We start from the raw sequence: 20,748 nt of genomic DNA on the forward strand, positions 1-20,748 counted from the left end.
AACATTCGCTGCCGTTTCCGGTCTTCTGCGTTGTTGCGAGGAGGTGCATTCTACATCTTCCTCATTCAGTGTCAAGCGTTTATTTTCAAGGCTTTTCACTTTTTTTTCTTTGTTCTCTCAGTCAGTTCGCTTAGCGCCCTGTTCCGTGACAACGAGGACGCATTATAGGGAGTTTTCTGAGGCTGGCAATAGTTTTTTTTAAAAAAATGATCGTTTGTTGGTAAATTAAACGAAGTGCTTATTTTTTGTGGTTTTTTAGCCATTTTGGCAAGTCTGCAAGGCTATCAAGAACAAAATCTGCACACTCTTGTGCTTCTTCTGTTATCTCTTTTCCTGTACGAACTAGAATTTTATGACCAACACCTGCATTTTTTGCTGCCAACATATCTTCTTTTTTATCACCGACCATATAAGAAGAAGCCATATCGATATTTAATTGCGTTTTAGCATCCATAAACATACCAGAGGCAGGCTTACGGCAATCACATGCTTTCTTATATTCTTCTACACTTGCATCAGGATGATGAGGGCAATAATAGATACCGTCTAAATCAACGCCTCTATCCGCTAAAGACCAATCCATCCACTCTGTTAAGTGTAAAAATTGATCTTCACTATAATAGCCTCGGCCAATACCTGATTGATTGGTGACTAACACTAAGGCATAACCCATAGCTTTTAATTCAACCATTGCCTCAATAACACCATCAATAAATTCAAAGTTATCAATTTCAGATACATAACCATGGTCTATATTAATAGTTCCATCGCGATCTAAGAAAATCGCTGAAATCCCCTTACTCACAGCACATTACTCCATTTAGATATTTTTATTAGTATCGCATGTTTTTTCTTATATAGAGAATGATATCCACGGCTTTCTTTCTTTATTAGCCTTCTACTCTTTTTTATTGACTTAGCCGTCTAGACGCCTTAACATCTATTTTAACTCGGGCAGAATAGTCTTTATGTCCCATATCTACTTATATAAAGAAAAACATGATTAAACTGACGAATATAAACAAAGTATTTAAGCAGGGAGAGCGTTCTATACAGGCGCTATCAAATATAAACCTGCATGTGCCACAAGGGCAGATTTTTGGTGTTATCGGATCGTCAGGAGCGGGTAAAAGTACACTTATACGTTGCGTAAATATGTTAGAGAAACCAACTTCAGGTGAAGTATTGGTTGATGGACGAGATCTCACAAAATTATCAGATAAAGAATTAACAAAAGCACGCCGCGGTATTGGCATGATTTTCCAGCATTTCAACTTACTGTCTTCTCGTACCGTATTTGATAATGTCGCATTACCATTAGAACTTGATAATACGCCACGAGCTGAAATCAATAAGCGTGTTAATGAATTACTAGAATTAGTTGGTTTATCTGATAAGAAAGAGTATTACCCAGCTAACTTATCTGGTGGACAAAAACAACGTGTTGCTATTGCACGCGCATTAGCAAACTCACCTAATGTTTTATTGTGTGATGAAGCCACTAGCGCACTAGATCCGGCAACAACACGTTCTATTTTAGAATTATTGAAAGATATTAATCGTCGCTTAGGCCTCACTATTTTATTAATTACTCATGAAATGGACGTTGTAAAACGTATTTGTGACCAAGTTGCAGTTATTAGTGGTGGCGAATTAGTTGAAAGTGATGCCGTCAGTGAGGTTTTCTCTCACCCTAAAACGCCTGTTTCACAAGCTTTTATTCAATCAACACTACAATTAGATATTCCTGAAGACTATAAAGAACGCTTGAAGCCAGAATGGGAGGAAGGTTTATTCCCATTATTGAAACTTGAATTTAACGGTCAATCTGTAGATGCACCATTGATGTCTATCGTTGCACGTCGTTTTGACGCTGATATTAATATTTTAAGTTCTCAAATGGACTATGCCGGTGGTGTGAAATTTGGTGTGATGTTAGCAGAACTACACGGTAAGAATGGTAACACTGAAAAGTCGATTGCGTTTTTAGAAGAGCATCATGTGAAAGTAGAGGTTCTCGGTTATGTCTGAAGGAATGATTTATTTATTAATTAGTGGGATCTGGGAAACCTTAGTCATGACCTTTGTTTCAGGCTTCTTTGGTTTTGTTATCGGATTACCTTTGGGTGTTTTACTCTATGTTACGCGTCCTGAACAAATCATGGCAAACCCACCTGCCTACCGGATTATTTCAGCACTCGTCAATATTTTTAGGGCGATCCCTTTTATTATCTTATTAGTATGGATGATCCCTTTTACACGTATGGTCGTGGGAACGTCAATTGGCTTGCAAGCAGCCATAGTGCCATTAACTGTTGGCGCAGCACCATTTATTGCACGTATGGTAGAAAATACACTATTAGAAATCCCTCAAGGATTAATTGAAGCATCCCGATCTATGGGTGCAACGCCAATGCAAATTATTAAGAAGATTTTATTACCCGAATCTTTACCTGGCTTGATTAATGCAGCAACCATTACTTTAATTACATTAGTGGGTTACTCCGCAATGGGAGGTGCTGTTGGTGCCGGTGGTTTAGGTCAAATTGGCTACCAATATGGTTACGTTGGCTATAACGCTACAGTAATGAATACAGTCATTGTTCTACTCGTTATTCTTGTTTTTATCATTCAGTTTTTCGGCGATCGCTTAGTGAAGCTGACAACACATAAATAAATAGATTGAAGGTTTCTATTATTAATAACGAAACCTTTTAATTAACAGATCAAGTAAGGGTAAATGTATGTCATTGAAATTTAAATCGCTCGCAGTTGTAAGTGCTTTAGTTGGTGCATTGGCATTAGCTGGTTGTGGTGAAAAAGAAAAAGATCCAAACCATATTCGTGTCGGCGTTATTTCAGGCTCAGAACAACAAGTCGCTGAAGTAGCGAAACAAGTCGCTAAAGATAAATATGGCCTTGATGTAGAACTCGTTACTTTCAATGACTTCGTCATGCCTAATGAATCATTAAGTCGCGGTGATATCGACATTAATGCATTCCAACATAAGCCTTATTTAGACCAACAAATTAAAGATCGCAATTACAAAATAACAGCTGTAGGAAATACATTTATTTACCCTATCGCAGGTTATTCTAAAAAGATCACTGATTTAGCTGATTTACCTGATGAAGCACAAGTGGCAATTCCTAATGATCCAACAAACTTAGGTCGCTCACTGCTGTTATTAGAAAAAGTTGGGTTAATTAAATTAAAAGATGGCGTAGGTCTGTTACCTACCAAGCTTGATATTATTGAAAACCCTAAAAAATTACAATTAGTTGAATTAGAAGCACCACAATTACCTCGCTCATTAGATGATCAAAAAATCTACTTAGCGGTAATTAACACTACTTATGCAAGCCAAGTCAATTTAACACCAGCAAAAGACGGTATTTTTGTTGAAGATAAAGACTCACCATACGTAAATATCATTGTTGCTCGTGAAGACAATAAAGACAGCGAGAATGTGAAGAAATTTATTCAAGCCTATCAAACAGATGAAGTGGATAGTGCTGCCAATAAAATTTTTAACGGTGGTGCAGTAAAAGGCTGGTAATACGTCAATATTTTACTTAATTATAAAAAAGGCGGACATTTGTTCGCCTTTCTCTTTTTTACTTGGCTAATTTGCATTAAATTATAGCCGTTTAATTTTTGTATAGACAATAATAAAGAGGATATAACCCATGCACATGCGCTTGCTACTTCTTGGCATCATGGCGCTGTTTATGACAGGTTGTTCAATGCAGAATTCATCTGATGTTGATCAGTCTAAATTTACGGATATGCGTTTAAATAAACCAGGACAACCCCAAAAACCAAGATCACAAACATTACCTTCAGTGCGTATTGTTGAAAAAACAGAAGACCTTTTAGGTGCTCCGTTTAAAGATCTCGGTATTGTTGCCGGTGAATCTTGCCGTCAAACATTACAAGATCCACCAGCAAGTTTACCTATTGCTAAAAAAAGAATGGCGACCAAAGCAGCTTACAAAAATGCCAATGCTGTTTTATTGCATGAATGCCAAATTGTCACTGGTTTAGGTTGCTACCAATCTGCCATTTGTGAAGGCACCGCATTACTCATTACAAAATGAATACCTACCAAATGAATCCTATAGGACATATATCAAGTCCTTATAAAGAAAAATTTGCCGTTCCACGCCAACCTGGGTTAATCCAGGATGGCGGCGGCCAACTTATTCTACATACACCTTACAATCACCCAGATGCAGTTCGAGGCTTAGAACAATTTAGTCATCTTTGGCTGATTTTTGTTTTTCATCAAACAGCACAACAGGGTTGGCACCCTTTAGTTCGCCCCCCAAGGCTTGGTGGGAATGCCAAAATGGGTATTTTTGCAACCCGCTCAACTTTTCGTCCCAATCCCATCGGCATGTCTTTAGTCGAATTAAAAAAAGTAAACACACAGAACCAGTCCGTTGTTTTAGACTTAGGCAGCCTTGATTTAGTTGATGGAACTCCTGTTCTTGATATTAAGCCTTATTTACCCTTTGCAGAGTCTCGACCAAATGCGATTGCTGGTTTTGCACAAGAAGCACCAGATAATGAAATGCCTGTCTTCTTTTCACAACTCGCTTTAGAACAACTGCAACATTATGCGAACGAAAATCCTCATCTTTCGCGTTTTATTACTCAAGTATTACAACAAGATCCTCGCCCTGCTTATAAAAAAAATGAGCAAAGTGATAGGATCTATGCGGTGCATTTGCTTGAATTTAATGTTCGCTGGCAAGTGAATGGGCAACAGACACTTGTTCTTGATATTGAACCGCGGTAACTTGCTACTATCTTCATTGATATTGCTATCATGAATTATCCAATCTGAACGTCATTCTCGTTGTCTTTAAATAAATCAGATTGAAAAAAATGCTTTGCCCCTTTTGGCAGACCTAAGTCACTGGTAGACTAAAGTCTTTCTCTAATTATATTGATGTAGACTGGCGTGACAGTCAGCCTAAGTATTTTTGTTCTAATGGAACCTAATAATGCGTACTAGCCACTATTTGCTCTCTACTTTAAAAGAGACACCTGCTGATGCAGAAATTGTCAGCCATCAACTTATGCTTCGCGCAGGCATGATCCGTAAACTCGCTTCTGGTCTTTATGATTGGATGCCGACAGGGGTTCGTGTTCTGAGAAAAATTGAAAAAATTGTTCGTGAAGAGATGGACAATGCAGGATCACTTGAAATTTCAATGCCCGTTGTTCAACCCGCTGATTTATGGTTAGAAAGTGGTCGCTGGGAGCAATATGGCCCTGAATTACTGCGTTTTGCAGACAGAGGCGAGCGCCCATTTGTTTTAGGCCCAACCCACGAAGAAGTTGTTACTGATATTGTTCGTAATGAAATTACCTCTTACAAACAACTTCCACTGAACTTATATCAAATTCAAACTAAATTCCGCGACGAAGTACGCCCTCGTTTTGGTGTTATGCGTTCTCGTGAATTTATCATGAAAGATGCTTACTCTTTCCATATCTCTCAAGAGTCTTTACAAGAGACTTACGACAGAATGTACGAAGCTTACAGCAAAATTTTCTCTCGTATTGGTTTAGATTTTCGTCCAGTGCTTGCAGATACAGGCTCTATTGGTGGTAATGCCTCTCATGAGTTCCAAGTTTTAGCGGACAGCGGTGAAGATGATATCGTATTCTCTACTGGCTCTGACTATGCAGCTAATATCGAATTAGCAGAAGCAGTAATGCCTACAACACCAAGAGCTGCCGCGACTGAAGAATTACGTTTAGTAGATACACCAAACGCTAAAACAATTGCTGAATTAGTTGAACAGTTCAATTTACCAATTGAAAAAACAGTTAAGACGCTGATTGTTCATGGTACGAAAGAAAGTGGTCACCCATTAGTTGCATTATTAGTTCGTGGCGACCACGAGCTTAATGAAGTTAAAGCAGAAAAATGCGCTATCGTTGCGGCACCTTTAACTTTCGCGACTGAAGCTGAAATTCGCCAAGCTGTAAATGCAGGTCCAGGCTCTTTAGGCCCAGTTAATCTGCCACTGCCAGTAATAATGGATCGTTCTGTCTCTGTAATGAGTGATTTTGGTGCTGGTGCAAACGTTGATGGTAAACACTATTTTGGTATCAACTGGGAGCGTGACCTACCTGTTGCTGAAATTGCTGATATCCGTAATGTTGTTGAAGGCGATCCAAGCCCAGACGGTAAAGGAACATTACTAATCAAACGTGGTATTGAAGTTGGTCATATTTTCCAACTTGGCACAAAATACTCAGAAGCATTAAAAGCAACAGTACAAAACGAAGAAGGTCATAACCAAATCGTCACTATGGGTTGTTATGGTATCGGTGTAACTCGTATTGTTGCTGCCGCTATTGAACAAAACCATGATGCTCGCGGTATTATTTGGCCTGATGCGATTGCACCATTCCAAGTCGCTATTTTACCAATGAATATGCATCGTTCTTATCGCGTTAAAGAAGTTGCTGACAGACTTTATGACGAATTACGTGCTCAAGGTGTTGATGTTCTGTTTGATGACCGTAAAGAGCGTCCGGGTGTGATGTTTGCTGATATGGAACTTATTGGTATTCCACACACTATCGTGATCGGCGATCGTAATCTAGACAACAATCAAATCGAATATAAAGCACGTCGTAGTGATGATAAATCACTAGTCAATGTCGACGATGTTGTTGCCTTTATCAAAGAACAACTCGCTTAATTATCAAGCCTCTTATTTTCAATAGACTTGATTGATAAATAACAAGCGTGTCCTCTCAGACACGCTTGTAACTATAATCAGAATAATATATCAATCGCCGATTACATCTTTTTATACGTTTCCTTCCGGCTCTAACTTCCCGAACAAAGTCATATACCGCTGATAAACACTCATTTCAACATATTGAGGTTCTTTGATCTAAATCATTATAATAGCGCAGTTAGCTGTTTTTATCAGAATGATCTAGTAATAAATAGAAATTAAAATGAGTATGTTATTTATTATTTCGTTATATAAATGGCTATTTCAATTCACTATTTTTCTATTATTTTAAATTTACATAGGAAATATTATGAAAAGACTTGGAGCAATAGTTGGTATTATTTTTATATTATCTGGATGTGGAACAATAAATAGAGCAAGGAGTAGTAATGATTATTACCGAGGTACTAATACTGATGTCGAAGTTATTAATGAACCTTATATTTGGTTAGTTACTCTGGGAATGTACCCTATATTCTCAATTATCAGTTTACCTATTGATGTTGTCCTTGATACCGCCCTTCTTCCCGTTGATCATGTGATAAAAACCCAGAAAGAAAAGGCACACACCGAAGAGCGCAATAGGCATAAACAAGAAACTGAAAGTATCTCAGATGATCAGCAACATTTAACGTTAACGCCTTCCACTCCCCCCTCTCCAGTTTCTCCTACTCATGAGCGCTGGCTAGAGAACAATACAAAATAAGTTATTATTGTAATATCTTTAAAAATAATAGGTTATTTAAAATACATTACGAAAAGGAAATTATTTAGATAATGCAGTAATAGGAAATTTCTTTGATATATTAAAAATAAAATTTTTTATACAAAGTAATTTAAAGAGATAGATGAGTTAGAAAAATACTTTATGAATATATCAAGAACAATAATACTGTACAGATAAACTTAAAATGAAAAGACAGAGTTCAGCTCAATACCGAACTCTGTCTTTACTCAACTCATTTTAACTGTCTAATAAACGCAAGGCTATTCAATAAGCGATTTTTTTATTAAAACAAAACCGCTAAAACTTAACTTCTACCACCACGATGGTTTCCGCAAGAGCCATGGCGATTAAAACGAGGTTTTTCATCAGTAACCACTAAAGCTCGATCATATTTACCATCTTCCATTGAAGGACGAATGCTGTAATAACCATTAACTTCAAGGTAAACAGGTGTTCCACCATCAACACCGGTTGAGAAATAGCCTTTTTCTAATTCAATACCATTTGCTGCGTAAACACGTCCTGATTGGCAATCTTTAAATGTTCCAGCATCAGCAAAATAGGTAAACTCGCCAGCAAGCTGTTTAGGCTGAACCTTAGCTAAAGTATAATTTAGTTCTGAATTAATGACGTTGCCATCAATATCAAGCATGACTAATTTATCTTCACGAGGTAAATAATAGCTCTTTTCACCGTAACTATTAGTCAACGTCAGCTTATCTTTACCTAATACCCATGTTCCTGATTCAAAGAAACTACGTTTATCATCAGGTGAACCTTGGTAGCTTTGCTCCATGACATAAGAGCCATCTTGATTAACAAGAATTGTGGTGTCGATACCAGAACAATCGGCACACGGCAGAATACTGTTGTAAGTTTGGTCTACAATTTTTCCATCAAGTGATAAGCCAATATTATTTTGGCAACCTGATAGTACAAATAACCCAGCAGCAACGGCTGCAAATAAAAATTTTTTCCCCATCATCGACTCCCTACATTCTGGGTACTTTTTAATAAATCATTCTCAATATGATTCTAACATTTTTTAAAATAAAAGGGGGTAATAAAATACGCTTTAAGATAAATGCACCTATAATTGTCAGTTATTTCTCAAATCACTTCGAATAAAGAACTATTTCGGAAAATTATTATAATAACTATTGTGCTCACATCGAATAACAGCATAATGATTTTATTCTGAATTATTCACTGGCGGCTACACCGCCACGAAAGAGTGGTGAGGGAATATGTCAACAAATACAGAATATCAACCAATTAACTGTGATGATTACGAGTATCTGGAGTTAGCATGCCAACGTGGTTTAGCACTCCATATTGAATTACATGATGGTAAGCTTATTGAAGGCATTGCTGATGATCTTTTCTTAAGCAAAAAGGTTGAATACCTAAAAATTAAGACGTCTGAAGGCTCTAAAGATTTACGACTGGATATCATTGCCAGTTTTTCTAATCCCGAACTTGGGACTATTGTTATAAAATCGGAATAACCGAATAAGGAACAGCCGCCAACCGGCGGTTGTTCGTTAATGAGCCTCTCGCCACTCAATAGTAATCGCATATTCTGATGTTACTTTTCCCTCAAAAGTCACAAATGTATTAAGAGCAGCAATTAACGTGTCATTATAATAAATCAAAGGAATTCGTGTCCTACGCCAAGGTGCAACGTCAAGCTCTTGCCAAATCTTTTTACTATGCCGAGCATGTTCTCGTCCAACAATACGCAAAGATGTTTGTGTCAAACCAAAACGAACGGTAACTTTTTCATCCTTTGAAGGCGCTCTAACGGTATTTTTGCCTGTTGCAGTTGTTAGTGATAAAACCCCTAATCCACTAGGTAAAGACAGTGATTGAGTAAGTGGCCATTCAATAATTTTATTAACAGGATCATCAATTATTGGTACAAGATAAAGGCGTTGTTTATAACGTCTCACTTCATCTTGATAAAATTGTAACTTAGGCTCTGCATCGGCTTTGGCTAAAGCAACTTCCTGCCATAATCGTAAAATTTGTTGTCTTGAAGGCATTGTTTTATTATGTTGAGCAAACCAACGCCTTAATAATGCATTACGCTTTATCACACTACAAAGAGCAAGTTGCTTGATGTCTAAACTGTGCTCGCTATCCATTAAAGCATTAAGTTCTGGCTCCAAAAGCTCATCCAATAGGGCTTCTTGCTCACCACACAGTGCCGCACTGCGAGTCACCGATTGCGAAAAATGGGGCCATCGCTGCGTTAATAATGGCATAACTCGTAAACGTAAAAAATTACGATCATAACGGTCATCTTGATTACTATCGTCTTCTATCCAATCTAGCCCTTGTTCAGTAGCATAAGATTCGATTTGCTCACGCGTAATATTGAGTAATGGCCGAAGTAAGTAGCTATTTTCAAATACCATTTTTACTGGCATTGAAGAAAGCCCTGATGGGCCACTACCTCGCTTTAAAGCCAGTAAAAAAGTTTCGGCTTGATCATCTTGATGTTGAGCTGTCACTAACACTTGTTGTGGCTGTAAATATCGACGAAAGGCTTGGTAACGCGCCTCTCTTGCACCATTTTCAAGACCGCCTTCTTTAGGATCTACATTCACTTTTTCACTGATAAAATCGACATGCCATTGCTGACAGCATTGTTCACAATGAGCAAGCCAGTCATCTGCTTTGATGTTTAATCCATGATGAATATAGATAGCCGTTAATTCTAAAGGTAATTGGTATTCATCACGTAAACGTACAAGCCCTTGCAATAAAACGGTGGAATCTACTCCGCCACTAAAGCCCACCAAAATTTTAATGTGAGGATCAATGCGCAGTTTGATTTCTTTAAGAAGTGAGTCATATTCCTGTTTCATCGCTTTATCATTTATCAGTGAATTCAGGTGATTATGTTAAGCTTTTCTCGCTGGTTTTGCACGAGTACAAAGTAATCCTATAATAAAACAAGGTGTAGCTCTATTACACAAACAACAAGAAAAATTAGAAATAAGATAAATACGAGGTTATAAAGAAATAAAAAGCAGAATAACGATTATTCTGCTTTTTATTAAAAACACCATTAAGCAGTAAAACCGCCATCAACCAAATAAGAAGCCCCAGTCACAAATGAAGCCGCATCGCTGGCCAAAAATGCAACAACATTAGCCACTTCCTCTGGTGTACCGAGACGTCCAATAGGATGCAATGCCGCTAACTTTTGTTTATCTAATTCGCGACCATCCAGCAAAGGTGTATCAATATAACCTGGGCAAACCGCATTAATACGAATACCTTTGTTTGCGTAATCAATAGCAAGTGTTTGTGTCAGTAATTTAACCCCACCTTTTGATGCACAATAGGCAGGAAATTCATGTTGCCCAACAAAAGAACAAATTGAACTACAATTAACAATTGCACCTGATATTTTGTTTTTTAGCCAATATTGAATTGCTGCTCGATTAATCAAAAAGAGTCCATTTAGATTAACATCTAAAACACCCTTCCATTTTTCATACTCTAATTTATCAGCAATGTTATCTGTTAAAACCCCCGCATTAGCAAACACAAAATCTATTCGCCCATACTTATTTACAACATAATCAACAAGTTGTTCATTTTCTTTCTCACTCGTCACATCCATTTGCACGAAATCACCGACAAATCCTTTCTCTTTTAGATATTTTTCTGCTTTTTGTCCTCGTGCTAAATTACTACCTGTAATAACCACAGATGCACCCAAGGATAAAAATTTTTCCGCAGAGGCTAAACCAATACCGCTATTACCACCTGTAATAATTCCCACTTTGCCACTAAACGATATCATCACTTTATCCTCATTAAAGATTTAATGCCCTATAAAATGATAGATATGACTTATTATTCTTTTAGTAAAAAAGTGAATTAATATTAGTTTTGAGATCGAGTTAACACATTGATATATAATATATTATGGTTAATATCACAGATTTTAATTGTTTCGATAGAGATAGTTTAAAATGGACCAATAAAAAAGCCCCATGTAATCAACATGAGGCTTATTAGAACTTATTCAAATATCACGAGATCAGCAATAACCGTATTCCATTAAACGTTGGTAACGGCGATTAGTCAGCTCTTCTGAATCAAATGCATCTAATTCTTTTAAATCAGATTGGATTTGTGCTTTTAATGAAGCTGCAATTTCGTCATAGTGACGATGAGCGCCACCTAAAGGCTCAGAAATAACGTTATCGATCAGCTTAAGCTCTTTTAAGCGGTTTGCAGTAATTCCCATTGCCTCTGCCGCTAATGGTGCTTTGTCTGCACTTTTCCAAAGGATAGAAGCACAACCTTCTGGTGAAATAACAGAATAGGTGCTGTATTGCAACATATTCACTTTGTCACCCACACCAATAGCTAATGCACCACCAGAACCACCTTCACCAATGACAGTGCTGATGATTGGCACGCTAAAACGTGACATTTCACGTAGGTTACGTGCGATCGCTTCTGATTGACCACGTTCTTCTGCACCAACGCCTGGATAAGCACCTGGAGTATCGATAAAGGTGATAATAGGAAGATTAAAACGTTGTGCCATTTCCATTAAACGAAGCGCTTTGCGATAACCTTCCGGTGCTGGCATACCGAAGTTACGGCGGATTTTCTCTTTTGTTTCACGCCCTTTTTGATGACCAATAACCATAACAGGACGGCCATCTAAACGTGCAATACCACCCACAATCGCTTTATCATCAGCATAAGCACGATCGCCTGCTAATTCTTGGAAATCAGTAAAGATACGATGAATATAATCCAGTGTGTAGGGTCTTAATGGATGACGTGCAAGTTGTGCAACTTGCCATGCACCAAGATCAGAAAAAATCTTACGCGTTAGCTCTAGGCTTTTTTCTCTTAAGCGTGAAACTTCTTCATCGATATTAATATCAATTTTTTCATCATGTTGGCTAACTGCGGTTAGCGAATCAATTTTCGCTTCTAACTCGGCAATTGGCTGTTCAAAATCCAGAAAATTAAGACTCATAACATTCCTATTTTAGTCAAATTCTAATTCTACCTGCTCATTACCCAGCAGAGTTCGCAGATCTGTTAAAAGCATATCTGTTGGCGTTACACGCCAAGACGCACCAAATCGTAAACGTGCGCAGGCATCATGCTTTTCAAAATAAAGATGAACCGGTATCGTGCCTGAACGATGAGGTTCTAAAACGCCGCGAAGACGATTTAATAATTGCTCATTAATTTGCCTGTCTGATAATGAGATAGCAAGTCCTCGTGCATATTTTTCACGGGCTTCGTTGATATCCATAAGTTCGCGGACTGTCATTTTAAGCCCACCATTGAAATCATCAAAGCTGACCTGCCCAGTAGCAATTAAAATCTTGTCTTGTTCTAATAAATGTTGGTATTTATCCAATGCATCAGAAAATAACATAATTTCTAAGCGACCTGAACGATCATCTAAGGTACATACGCCAATTCGATTTCCTCGTTTTGTCGTAAATACTTTAGAAGCGAGCACTAAGCCCGCGACTTTCACCATTTGACCGCGTGGCGTTGGTACTAAATCTTTTAGACGCGTTCCTGCTGCATATCGTTCAATTTCTTTTAAATAACGTGTGATCGGATGACCTGTTAAATATAAACCTAATGTCTCTCGCTCACCTTCTAAAACAACTTGTTCTGGCCATTTAGGTATATTGGCATAAGAACGCTCAACTTGTTCAGGAGCTTCTGCTAACACGCCAAACATATCTGATTGCCCTATTGCTTCAGCTTTGGCATGTTGATCAGCAGCTTTTAATGCATCTTCTAATGAAGACATCAATGCAGCACGATGAGGCCCTAGCTTATCGAATGCGCCTGACATTATCAGTTTTTCCATCACTCGGCGATTCAATTTTTTCGTTTCTGTTCTAGCACAGAGATCAAAAATATCTTTAAAGTGACCGCCTTGCTGACGCGCTTCTACGATTGCCTCAATTGGGCCTTCACCCACTCCTTTAATCGCACCAATACCGTAAACGATTTCACCTTCATCATTTACGTGAAAATGATATAAACCACTATTAATATCAGGAGGAAGAACTTTTAATCCCATTCTCCAACATTCATCAACTAATCCCACCACTTTTTCTGTGTTATCCATATCTGCCGTCATTACAGCAGCCATAAATTCAGCAGGATAGTGGGCTTTTAGCCATAACGTTTGATAAGAAACTAAAGCATAAGCAGCTGAGTGCGATTTATTAAATCCATAACCGGCAAATTTCTCCACCAAGTCAAAGATCCGCATGGCAAGTTCGCCATCTACACCGTTTTTGATAGCCCCTTCTTCAAATACAGAGCGCTGCTTTGCCATCTCTTCAGGTTTTTTCTTACCCATTGCGCGTCGTAACATATCCGCGCCACCCAGCGTATATCCAGCAAGAACCTGCGCAATTTGCATAACCTGTTCTTGATATAAGATAACGCCATAGGTAGGTTCTAAAACAGGCTGCAAGCTCTCGTGTTGCCATTTAACATCAGGATAAGAGATCTCTTCTACGCCGTGTTTACGGTCAATAAAGTTATCCACCATACCTGATTGCAGTGGGCCTGGGCGAAATAAGGCCACTAATGCAATCATATCCTCAAAGCAGTCAGGACGTAGACGCTTGATAAGATCTTTCATACCACGTGATTCTAACTGGAATACCGCGGTCGTTTCAGAACGTTGCAGCATATCGAAACTACGCTGATCTGTTAATGGGATCGCAGAGATATCAACAGGTTCCAGTGATTTTTTTTCACGTCGGGCATTAATCATTTCTAATGCCCAGTTAATGATAGTTAGTGTTCTTAATCCCAAGAAGTCGAATTTAACAAGACCTGCATATTCAACGTCATTCTTATCAAATTGTGTAACTGGGTTATTTCCTTCCGCGTCACAATAAAGCGGCGCAAAATCGGTAATTTTTGTTGGTGATATAACTACACCACCCGCATGTTTTCCGGCATTACGTGTCACCCCTTCTAATTTACGAGCCATATCAATAAGAGATTTAACCTCTTCATCAGCTTCATAAATTTCAGGTAACTGAGGTTCTGCTGCAAACGCTTTTTCTAGCGTCATTCCAGGATCAGGCGGTACAAGCTTCGAAATTCTATCTACAAAACCGTAAGGATGTCCTAAAACACGTCCAACATCTCGGATAACCGCTTTTGCCGCCATCGTACCAAATGTAATGATCTGAGATACCGCATCACGACCATACATATCTGCAACGTGATCAATTACCCTATCGCGTTTTTCCATACAGAAATCGACGTCAAAGTCAGGCATTGAAACACGTTCAGGGTTAAGAAAACGTTCGAAAAGTAAATCAAATTCCAGAGGATCAAGGTCAGTAATTTTGAGTGAGTAAGCAACTAATGATCCAGCCCCCGAACCTCGTCCCGGCCCCACAGGAACACCATTATCTTTAGACCACTGAATGAACTCCATCACGATAAGGAAGTAACCAGGGAATCCCATCTGGTTGATTACTTTTAGCTCTATATCAAGACGTTCATCGTATTCAGGACGTCTTTTTTTTCGTTCTTCGGGATCTGGAAACAGAAAAGCTAAACGCTCTTCCAAACCTTCTTGAGATTTTTTAACGAGAAAATCTTCGGTACTCATATCCCCTGTTGGGAATTGAGGAAGAAAGTATTCCCCTAAACGAATGGTAACATTACAACGTTTGGCGATTTCAACGCTGTTTTCTAATGCTTCAGGTATATCAGCAAATAATTCACACATCTCTTCTTCTGTGCGCATATATTGCTGAGGACTATAATTTTTTGGACGCTTGGGATCTGAGAGTGTAAACCCATCATGGATTGCAACGCGAATTTCATGTGCGTCAAAATCATCACTATCAAGAAAACAGACATCATTCGTTGCAACAACGGGTAAACCTTTTTCAGAAGCGAGAGCTACAGCTTCATGCAAATAACTTTCTTCGTCAGAGCGACCAGTTCGAATAAGTTCTAAATAATAACTATCAGGAAAGTGAGTTTGATAATACTCAAGACATTGATCAACTAAGGCACGATTTCCACGAAGCAAGAACTTGCCTACATCGCCCATTCTTCCACCCGAAAGCAACAAGAGCCCTTCTTTATAGGTTGTTAGCCACTCTTGTTTAATAATCGGCCCAGCAGCACCATACCCATGTTTGTAAGCTTCTGAAATCAGTAAGGTAAGGTTTTGATAACCTACATTATTACGGGCGAGAATAGTGAGGTGTGCATATTCATCACCTAATAATTCTGTTTCGAGGTAAACATCGGCACCAATGATAGGTTTAATGCCTGCACTATGTGCGGCACCATAAAACTTCACTAACCCACATAAGTTAGTGAAATCAGTAATCGCAAAAGCAGGCATTCCCAGCGAAGCCACTTTCTTCACAAGAGGCCCTGTTTTTGCCAATCCATCGATCATTGAATAATCGCTGTGTACCCTAAGATGGATAAAACGAGGATCTGCCATAATATTTAATTACTCTGTGGATTACTTTAAATTTAATGCTCGTTTTACAGGCGCAAAACTTTTTCGATGATAAGGGGTTGCCCCTAATAAGGCCAGTTTTTCCATATGGAAAACTGTTGGATACCCTTTATGTTTAGCAAAACCATAATCAGGGTAAAGCTTATCTAACTCTTCCATTTCTCTATCACGAGTGACTTTAGCAAGAATAGACGCTGCACTAATTTCTTGAACTAAGCTATCACCTTTTATAACAGCTTGAGAAGCCATAGGTAATTTAGGGCAGCGATTACCGTCAATCAAAACCATATCAGGTGTAATAGATAATCCTGCAACCGCACGTTCCATTGCTTTCATCGTTGCCCAAAGAATATTTAACTCATCTATTTCCTCAGGCTCTGCACGACCAATTGCCCAACATAATGCTTTTTCTTTTATTTCGTCATACAAGGCATTACGTTTTTTTTCTGTTAGTTTTTTAGAGTCTGTTAATCCTTCAATCGGGTTTGCCGGATCAAGAATAACAGCGGCCGTCACTACAGCACCAACCAGAGGCCCCCGGCCGACTTCATCGACTCCAGCAATAAGATTTGCTTTTGGATATACAAATTCCATTATTTCTCTGCCAATTCTAATACTGCATTTGCTGCTTGCTCATCCGCATTACAACGAATAGCACTATGAAGTTGTAAAAATACTTCTTTTAATTGATGCACTCTTTCTTCATCCGTTAAAAGAGGTAAAAGTTGTTCTGCTAACGCTCTTGGCTCACACTCTTCTTGTAATAACTCTTTAATTATTTCTCGACCAGCTAATAAATTGGGTAATGAAACATAAGGTGTTTTCACTAACTTTTTTGCTAACCAAAAAGTAAATGGTTTCATGCGATAGCCAACAACCATCGGGCATTTTGTCAGCATACATTCTAATGCTGCTGTACCTGACGCTAACAACGTCGCATCACTGGCTGTCATTGCTTCTCTTGCTTGCCCATCAAGTAACTGAATGTCGAGTTCAGGAGCGATATCTTGGTGGATCTGCTCAAATTGAATACGTCGTTTAGTATTCACCAGAGGCACAACAATATGAAGTGTTGGTATTTGTTGTTTTAGTAACTGTGCTGTTTTTATAAAATCAGCGCTCAACATCTCAACTTCTGCATGACGACTACCAGGAAGGAGAGCTAAACAAGAGACATTTTCAGGTATACCAAGATGTTTACGAGCTGCTTTTTTATCTGGATTTAAAGCGATTGCATCCGCCATTGTATGACCAATAAAACGGCAAGGAACCTGATATTTATCATAAAACGCTTTTTCAAAAGGCAGAAAAGCTAAGACGAGATCTGTCGCTTTACCAATTTTGAAAACACGTTTTTGACGCCAAGCCCACACAGATGGACTGACATAGTGAATAGTTTTGATCCCTTTTTGCTTTAAACGACCTTCAAGTGTGATATTAAAATCAGGCGCGTCAATTCCCACAAAGACATCCGGCTTTAATGCTGAAAATCGTTGAGTGAGATCTTTTCTGATCTTTAATAATCTAGGCAAGCGTTCAAGAACTTCAACGATCCCCATGACGGCAAGCTCTTCCATCTCATACCAAGCTTCACAGCCTTCAGCTTGCATAAGAGGCCCTGCAACACCGACAAAACGGACATTGGGATGCATTTGTTTTAGAGCGCGGATTAATCCCGCGCCCAAGATATCACCGGACGTTTCACCAGCGACTAAGCCGATAACTAACGGACGCTGAACAGTAGATAATTGGCCTGACAAGGTCATATCCTAATTAGCGAATGATGCCACGGTTAGATTTTGCTGAGTTTTCCAGAAAATCACTGAACAACTTAACATACGGATTATTATTATCAGTAACCAGTTGCCCAATCTCTTCACGTGCTTCTTCCAGAGTTTTACCATTACGGTAAAGAACCTTATAAGCATTGCGAATTGCATGAAGATCTTCTTTAGCAAAACCTCGGCGTTTTAATCCTTCAATATTCAGCCCATAAGGGGTTGCGTGGTTTCCTTGTGCAATAACAAAAGGAGGAACATCTTGTGCCACACCTGAACATCCGCCCACCATAACGTGAGAGCCAATTTGACAAAACTGATGAACCGCACTCATACCACCGATAATCACAAAATCACCTAAAGTGACGTGACCACCAAGAGTTCCGTTATTAGCAATAATACAGCGGTCACCAATAATACAATCATGTGCAACATGCGTATTAATCATCAGTAAGTTGTCATTGCCAATTTTTGTGATATTGCCACCTTGGGTTGTTCCACGATGGATAGTCACACTTTCACGAATAAGGTTACGATCACCAATAATAACTTGTGTTGGTTCTCCACGATATTTCAGATCCTGATTAGCTTCACCAATAGAAGCAAATTGATAAATCTGATTTTCTCGACCAATACGCGTATGCCCATTGATAACAACGTGAGATTTGATATCAGTACCTTCACCAATTTCAACGTTTGCACCAATAACGCAAAAAGGGCCAATGCGAACATTAGCACCAATTACCGCACCCTCTTCAATAATTGAGGAAGGGTGAATGACTGCGGATTTATCTATCATAGGCTAGACCTCACGGCGGCGAGCACACATCATTTCAGCTTCGCAGGCAATTTCCCCATCAACTTTAGCGACGCCTTTAAAGCGAGCAACACCACGACGTTCTTTAATGAATTCTACCTCTAGGATCATTTGATCCCCAGGTAAGACAGGACGTTTAAAGCGAGCACCATCAATAGCAGCAAAATAGTAGAGCTCACCAGGTTCCAGCTTTCCTACACTTTTGAATGCTAAAATACCCGTTGCTTGTGCCATGGCTTCTAGGATCAATACACCTGGGAAAATAGGTTTTCCTGGGAAGTGACCTTGAAAGAAAGGCTCATTAAAAGATACATTTTTTACTGCTCTTAGAAATTTCTTTTCTTCAAAATCAAGGACACGATCAACCAATAAGAATGGGTAACGGTGTGGAAGTAAATCTAAAATTTCTTCGATTTGCAGAGTATGATTCTCACTCATTGCAATACTCTTCCTGTCTAATAAAACTGCGTCTAATTAATAATAACACGACCTGCTGTGACTCAAAAAAGTGAGTTAACCCGCAGGTCGCAAAATAGGTAACAACCGTCGATGACGTACTTTGTTACTTGTCGCTACTTTCTACTTGACGTTCAAGCGACTTAAGTCTTTTTTGCATTTCGTCAATTCGCAACACAAGTGCTGCGGTTTTACGCCATGCTTTGTTCGGTTGTAGCGGGATACCTGAAGAATAAACTCCCGGTTCAGTGATAGGACGCATTACCATACCCATTCCTGTTACCGTTACTTTATCACAGATTTCCATGTGACCATTGATAACACTTGCTCCACCAATCATACAGTAACGGCCTATTTTTAGGCTGCCCGCCATGATGACGCCTCCCGCAACAGCAGTGTTGTCACCAATAATGACGTTATGTGCGATTTGGCACTGGTTATCAATGATAACACCATTACCGATAACTGTGTTATCTAATGCGCCTCGGTCAATTGTTGTACATGCACCGATTTCTACACGATCGCCAATAACAACAGAACCTAATTGTGGAATTTTGATCCAATTACCACGTTCATTGGCATAACCAAAACCATCAGAGCCAATAACTGTTCCTGATTGAATTAGGCAATCTTTACCAATAATAACTTCATGATAAATAGATACATTTGCCCATAAACGGCTATTATCGCCGATATGCGCTTTTTTACCAACAAAACAACCTGCACCGATCACAACATTATCACCAAGAATAACGTCTGACTCGATAACGGCATTTGCACCCACTGACACATTTTTTCCTAACTTAGCATCAGGAGAAATCACAGCGCTTGGGTGAATATCTTGTGCTGGTTGTGGGGTTGTATCCATAATCTGCGCCATTTGAGCATAGGCAAGATACGGATTTTTTACCACAAGTGCGGCAACTGGGCAGAATGGAAGGTCAGCTTCTGTTAATACAACGGCAGCTGCTTTGCATTCAGTTAATTTCTCACGATAACGACTATCAGAAAGAAATGTAATTTGTTCGCTATTTGCTAGGCTCATTGAAGCAAGACCGGCGATAGTGATATCACCATCGCCGTGTAACTGTGCATTCAATTGCTGAGCAAGATCAGCTAATCGAATTGAAAACATCTATTATTTAACCTGTTTTTGAACCTGAGCAGTAATATCTTTACCGTCTGCGAAATAAGGTACAGTGTTAGCATCTAAAATCACATCATAACCTTCTTTCTTCGCTACTGCGTCAACTGCATCTAATACACGTTTCATGATTTTATTACGTTCTTCAGCTTGACGACGGCTAAAGTCTTGCTCAAAAGCTTGTGCTTTTTGTGCATATGCTTCACGTTTAGCAACCAGATCTTTCTCTGTATTTGCACGTTGTGTTGCATTCATGGTTGGTGCATCTTTTTGATATTTTTCAACAGCGGTCTGTAATGCTTTACCTAAGTTTTGCAATTCAGTATCACGTGATTTGAATTCATTTTCCAATTGTTTCTCTACCGCATCACGGTTAGGAATTTGTTGGAGAACTTGACCGATGTTCACAACACCTATTTTATCTGCGGCTTGAACACCTGCTGACATGGTCAATGCCATTCCTAGGGCAGCGGCACATAACAATTTTTTCACGATTAAACTCCTTAAAACCAAAAATAATTT

At 38.9% G+C, this 20,748-nt stretch carries 20 protein-coding genes; 8 read left to right on the forward strand and 12 right to left on the reverse strand.

Annotation, left to right across the window (positions count from 1 at the left end; all coding sequences use genetic code 11):
- Positions 1-238: 238 nt before the first annotated feature.
- Positions 239-805 carry a D-glycero-beta-D-manno-heptose 1,7-bisphosphate 7-phosphatase gene (gmhB, locus tag DK866_RS11710; protein WP_109409045.1) on the reverse strand — a complete coding sequence of 189 codons (567 nt, stop codon included), beginning with the start codon at positions 803-805 and terminating at the stop codon, positions 239-241.
- A gap of 194 nt (positions 806-999) precedes the next feature.
- Between gmhB and metN the strand changes: the two genes are divergently transcribed.
- From metN to DK866_RS11745, 7 genes are all read left to right on the forward strand, one after another.
- Positions 1,000-2,031 (forward strand): methionine ABC transporter ATP-binding protein MetN, encoded by a 1,032-nt coding sequence (gene metN, locus DK866_RS11715; protein ID WP_109409046.1) that lies wholly within the window; start codon positions 1,000-1,002, stop codon positions 2,029-2,031.
- Complete coding sequence (locus tag DK866_RS11720; protein ID WP_036933988.1) at positions 2,024-2,677, forward strand: methionine ABC transporter permease MetI; 654 nt, start codon at positions 2,024-2,026, stop codon at positions 2,675-2,677. Before metN ends, DK866_RS11720 begins: the two co-directional genes overlap by 8 nt.
- A 67-nt stretch (positions 2,678-2,744) precedes the next feature.
- Positions 2,745-3,560 carry a MetQ/NlpA family lipoprotein gene (locus DK866_RS11725; RefSeq protein ID WP_036933990.1) on the forward strand — a complete coding sequence of 272 codons (816 nt, stop codon included), beginning with the start codon at positions 2,745-2,747 and terminating at the stop codon, positions 3,558-3,560.
- Positions 3,561-3,690: 130 nt separating this feature from the next.
- A complete protein-coding gene (rcsF, locus tag DK866_RS11730) occupies positions 3,691-4,101 on the forward strand; it encodes an Rcs stress response system protein RcsF (protein WP_109409047.1) in 411 nt (136 codons plus the stop codon).
- Positions 4,098-4,805, forward strand: coding sequence for a tRNA (N6-threonylcarbamoyladenosine(37)-N6)-methyltransferase TrmO (gene tsaA, locus DK866_RS11735; RefSeq protein ID WP_109409048.1), 708 nt, complete (start codon positions 4,098-4,100; stop codon positions 4,803-4,805). Before rcsF ends, tsaA begins: the two co-directional genes overlap by 4 nt.
- 208 nt (positions 4,806-5,013) lie before the next feature.
- Complete coding sequence (gene proS / locus DK866_RS11740) at positions 5,014-6,729, forward strand: proline--tRNA ligase (RefSeq protein ID WP_109409049.1); 1,716 nt, start codon at positions 5,014-5,016, stop codon at positions 6,727-6,729.
- Positions 6,730-7,081: 352 nt separating this feature from the next.
- On the forward strand, positions 7,082-7,477 hold the full coding sequence (locus DK866_RS11745) for a YceK/YidQ family lipoprotein (RefSeq protein ID WP_109409050.1): 396 nt from the start codon (positions 7,082-7,084) through the stop codon (positions 7,475-7,477).
- Positions 7,478-7,802: 325 nt separating this feature from the next.
- Here DK866_RS11745 and nlpE read toward each other — a convergent pair whose 3' ends face one another.
- Entirely contained in the window at positions 7,803-8,483 is a 681-nt protein-coding gene (nlpE, locus tag DK866_RS11750; protein ID WP_109409051.1) for an envelope stress response activation lipoprotein NlpE, read from the reverse strand.
- Between the two features lie 262 nt (positions 8,484-8,745).
- Between nlpE and DK866_RS11755 the strand changes: the two genes are divergently transcribed.
- Positions 8,746-9,006, forward strand: a complete 261-nt coding sequence (locus DK866_RS11755; protein WP_109409052.1) for a Rho-binding antiterminator — start codon at positions 8,746-8,748, stop codon at positions 9,004-9,006.
- 36 nt (positions 9,007-9,042) lie between these two features.
- Here DK866_RS11755 and tilS read toward each other — a convergent pair whose 3' ends face one another.
- The 10 genes from tilS to DK866_RS11805 form a co-directional block, all read right to left on the reverse strand.
- The gene (tilS, locus tag DK866_RS11760) at positions 9,043-10,371 is read right to left on the reverse strand and encodes a tRNA lysidine(34) synthetase TilS (protein WP_109409053.1); all 1,329 of its coding nucleotides are present in this window, start codon (positions 10,369-10,371) and stop codon (positions 9,043-9,045) included.
- A 203-nt stretch (positions 10,372-10,574) separates the two neighbouring features.
- Positions 10,575-11,318, reverse strand: coding sequence for an SDR family NAD(P)-dependent oxidoreductase (locus DK866_RS11765; RefSeq protein ID WP_109409054.1), 744 nt, complete (start codon positions 11,316-11,318; stop codon positions 10,575-10,577).
- Between the two features lie 240 nt (positions 11,319-11,558).
- Positions 11,559-12,518 carry an acetyl-CoA carboxylase carboxyl transferase subunit alpha gene (gene accA, locus DK866_RS11770; protein ID WP_109409055.1) on the reverse strand — a complete coding sequence of 320 codons (960 nt, stop codon included), beginning with the start codon at positions 12,516-12,518 and terminating at the stop codon, positions 11,559-11,561.
- A gap of 12 nt (positions 12,519-12,530) precedes the next feature.
- Positions 12,531-16,013 (reverse strand): DNA polymerase III subunit alpha, encoded by a 3,483-nt coding sequence (gene dnaE, locus DK866_RS11775; protein WP_109409056.1) that lies wholly within the window; start codon positions 16,011-16,013, stop codon positions 12,531-12,533.
- A gap of 21 nt (positions 16,014-16,034) precedes the next feature.
- The gene (rnhB, locus tag DK866_RS11780; RefSeq protein ID WP_006535883.1) at positions 16,035-16,625 is read right to left on the reverse strand and encodes a ribonuclease HII; all 591 of its coding nucleotides are present in this window, start codon (positions 16,623-16,625) and stop codon (positions 16,035-16,037) included.
- Entirely contained in the window at positions 16,625-17,797 is a 1,173-nt protein-coding gene (gene lpxB, locus DK866_RS11785) for a lipid-A-disaccharide synthase (protein ID WP_109409057.1), read from the reverse strand. The genes rnhB and lpxB overlap by 1 nt, the downstream gene beginning before the upstream one ends.
- 7 nt (positions 17,798-17,804) lie before the next feature.
- The gene (gene lpxA, locus DK866_RS11790) at positions 17,805-18,608 is read right to left on the reverse strand and encodes an acyl-ACP--UDP-N-acetylglucosamine O-acyltransferase (protein ID WP_109409058.1); all 804 of its coding nucleotides are present in this window, start codon (positions 18,606-18,608) and stop codon (positions 17,805-17,807) included.
- Between the two features lie 3 nt (positions 18,609-18,611).
- Positions 18,612-19,064, reverse strand: coding sequence for a 3-hydroxyacyl-ACP dehydratase FabZ (gene fabZ, locus DK866_RS11795; protein WP_006535887.1), 453 nt, complete (start codon positions 19,062-19,064; stop codon positions 18,612-18,614).
- A gap of 124 nt (positions 19,065-19,188) precedes the next feature.
- Entirely contained in the window at positions 19,189-20,217 is a 1,029-nt protein-coding gene (gene lpxD, locus DK866_RS11800) for a UDP-3-O-(3-hydroxymyristoyl)glucosamine N-acyltransferase (RefSeq protein WP_109409059.1), read from the reverse strand.
- A gap of 3 nt (positions 20,218-20,220) precedes the next feature.
- Positions 20,221-20,718 (reverse strand): OmpH family outer membrane protein, encoded by a 498-nt coding sequence (locus tag DK866_RS11805; RefSeq protein WP_109409060.1) that lies wholly within the window; start codon positions 20,716-20,718, stop codon positions 20,221-20,223.
- Between the last annotated feature and the right edge of the window lie 30 nt (positions 20,719-20,748).

Source organism: Proteus genomosp. 4 str. ATCC 51469 (genome assembly GCF_003144375.1).
Lineage (GTDB): Bacteria > Pseudomonadota > Gammaproteobacteria > Enterobacterales > Enterobacteriaceae > Proteus.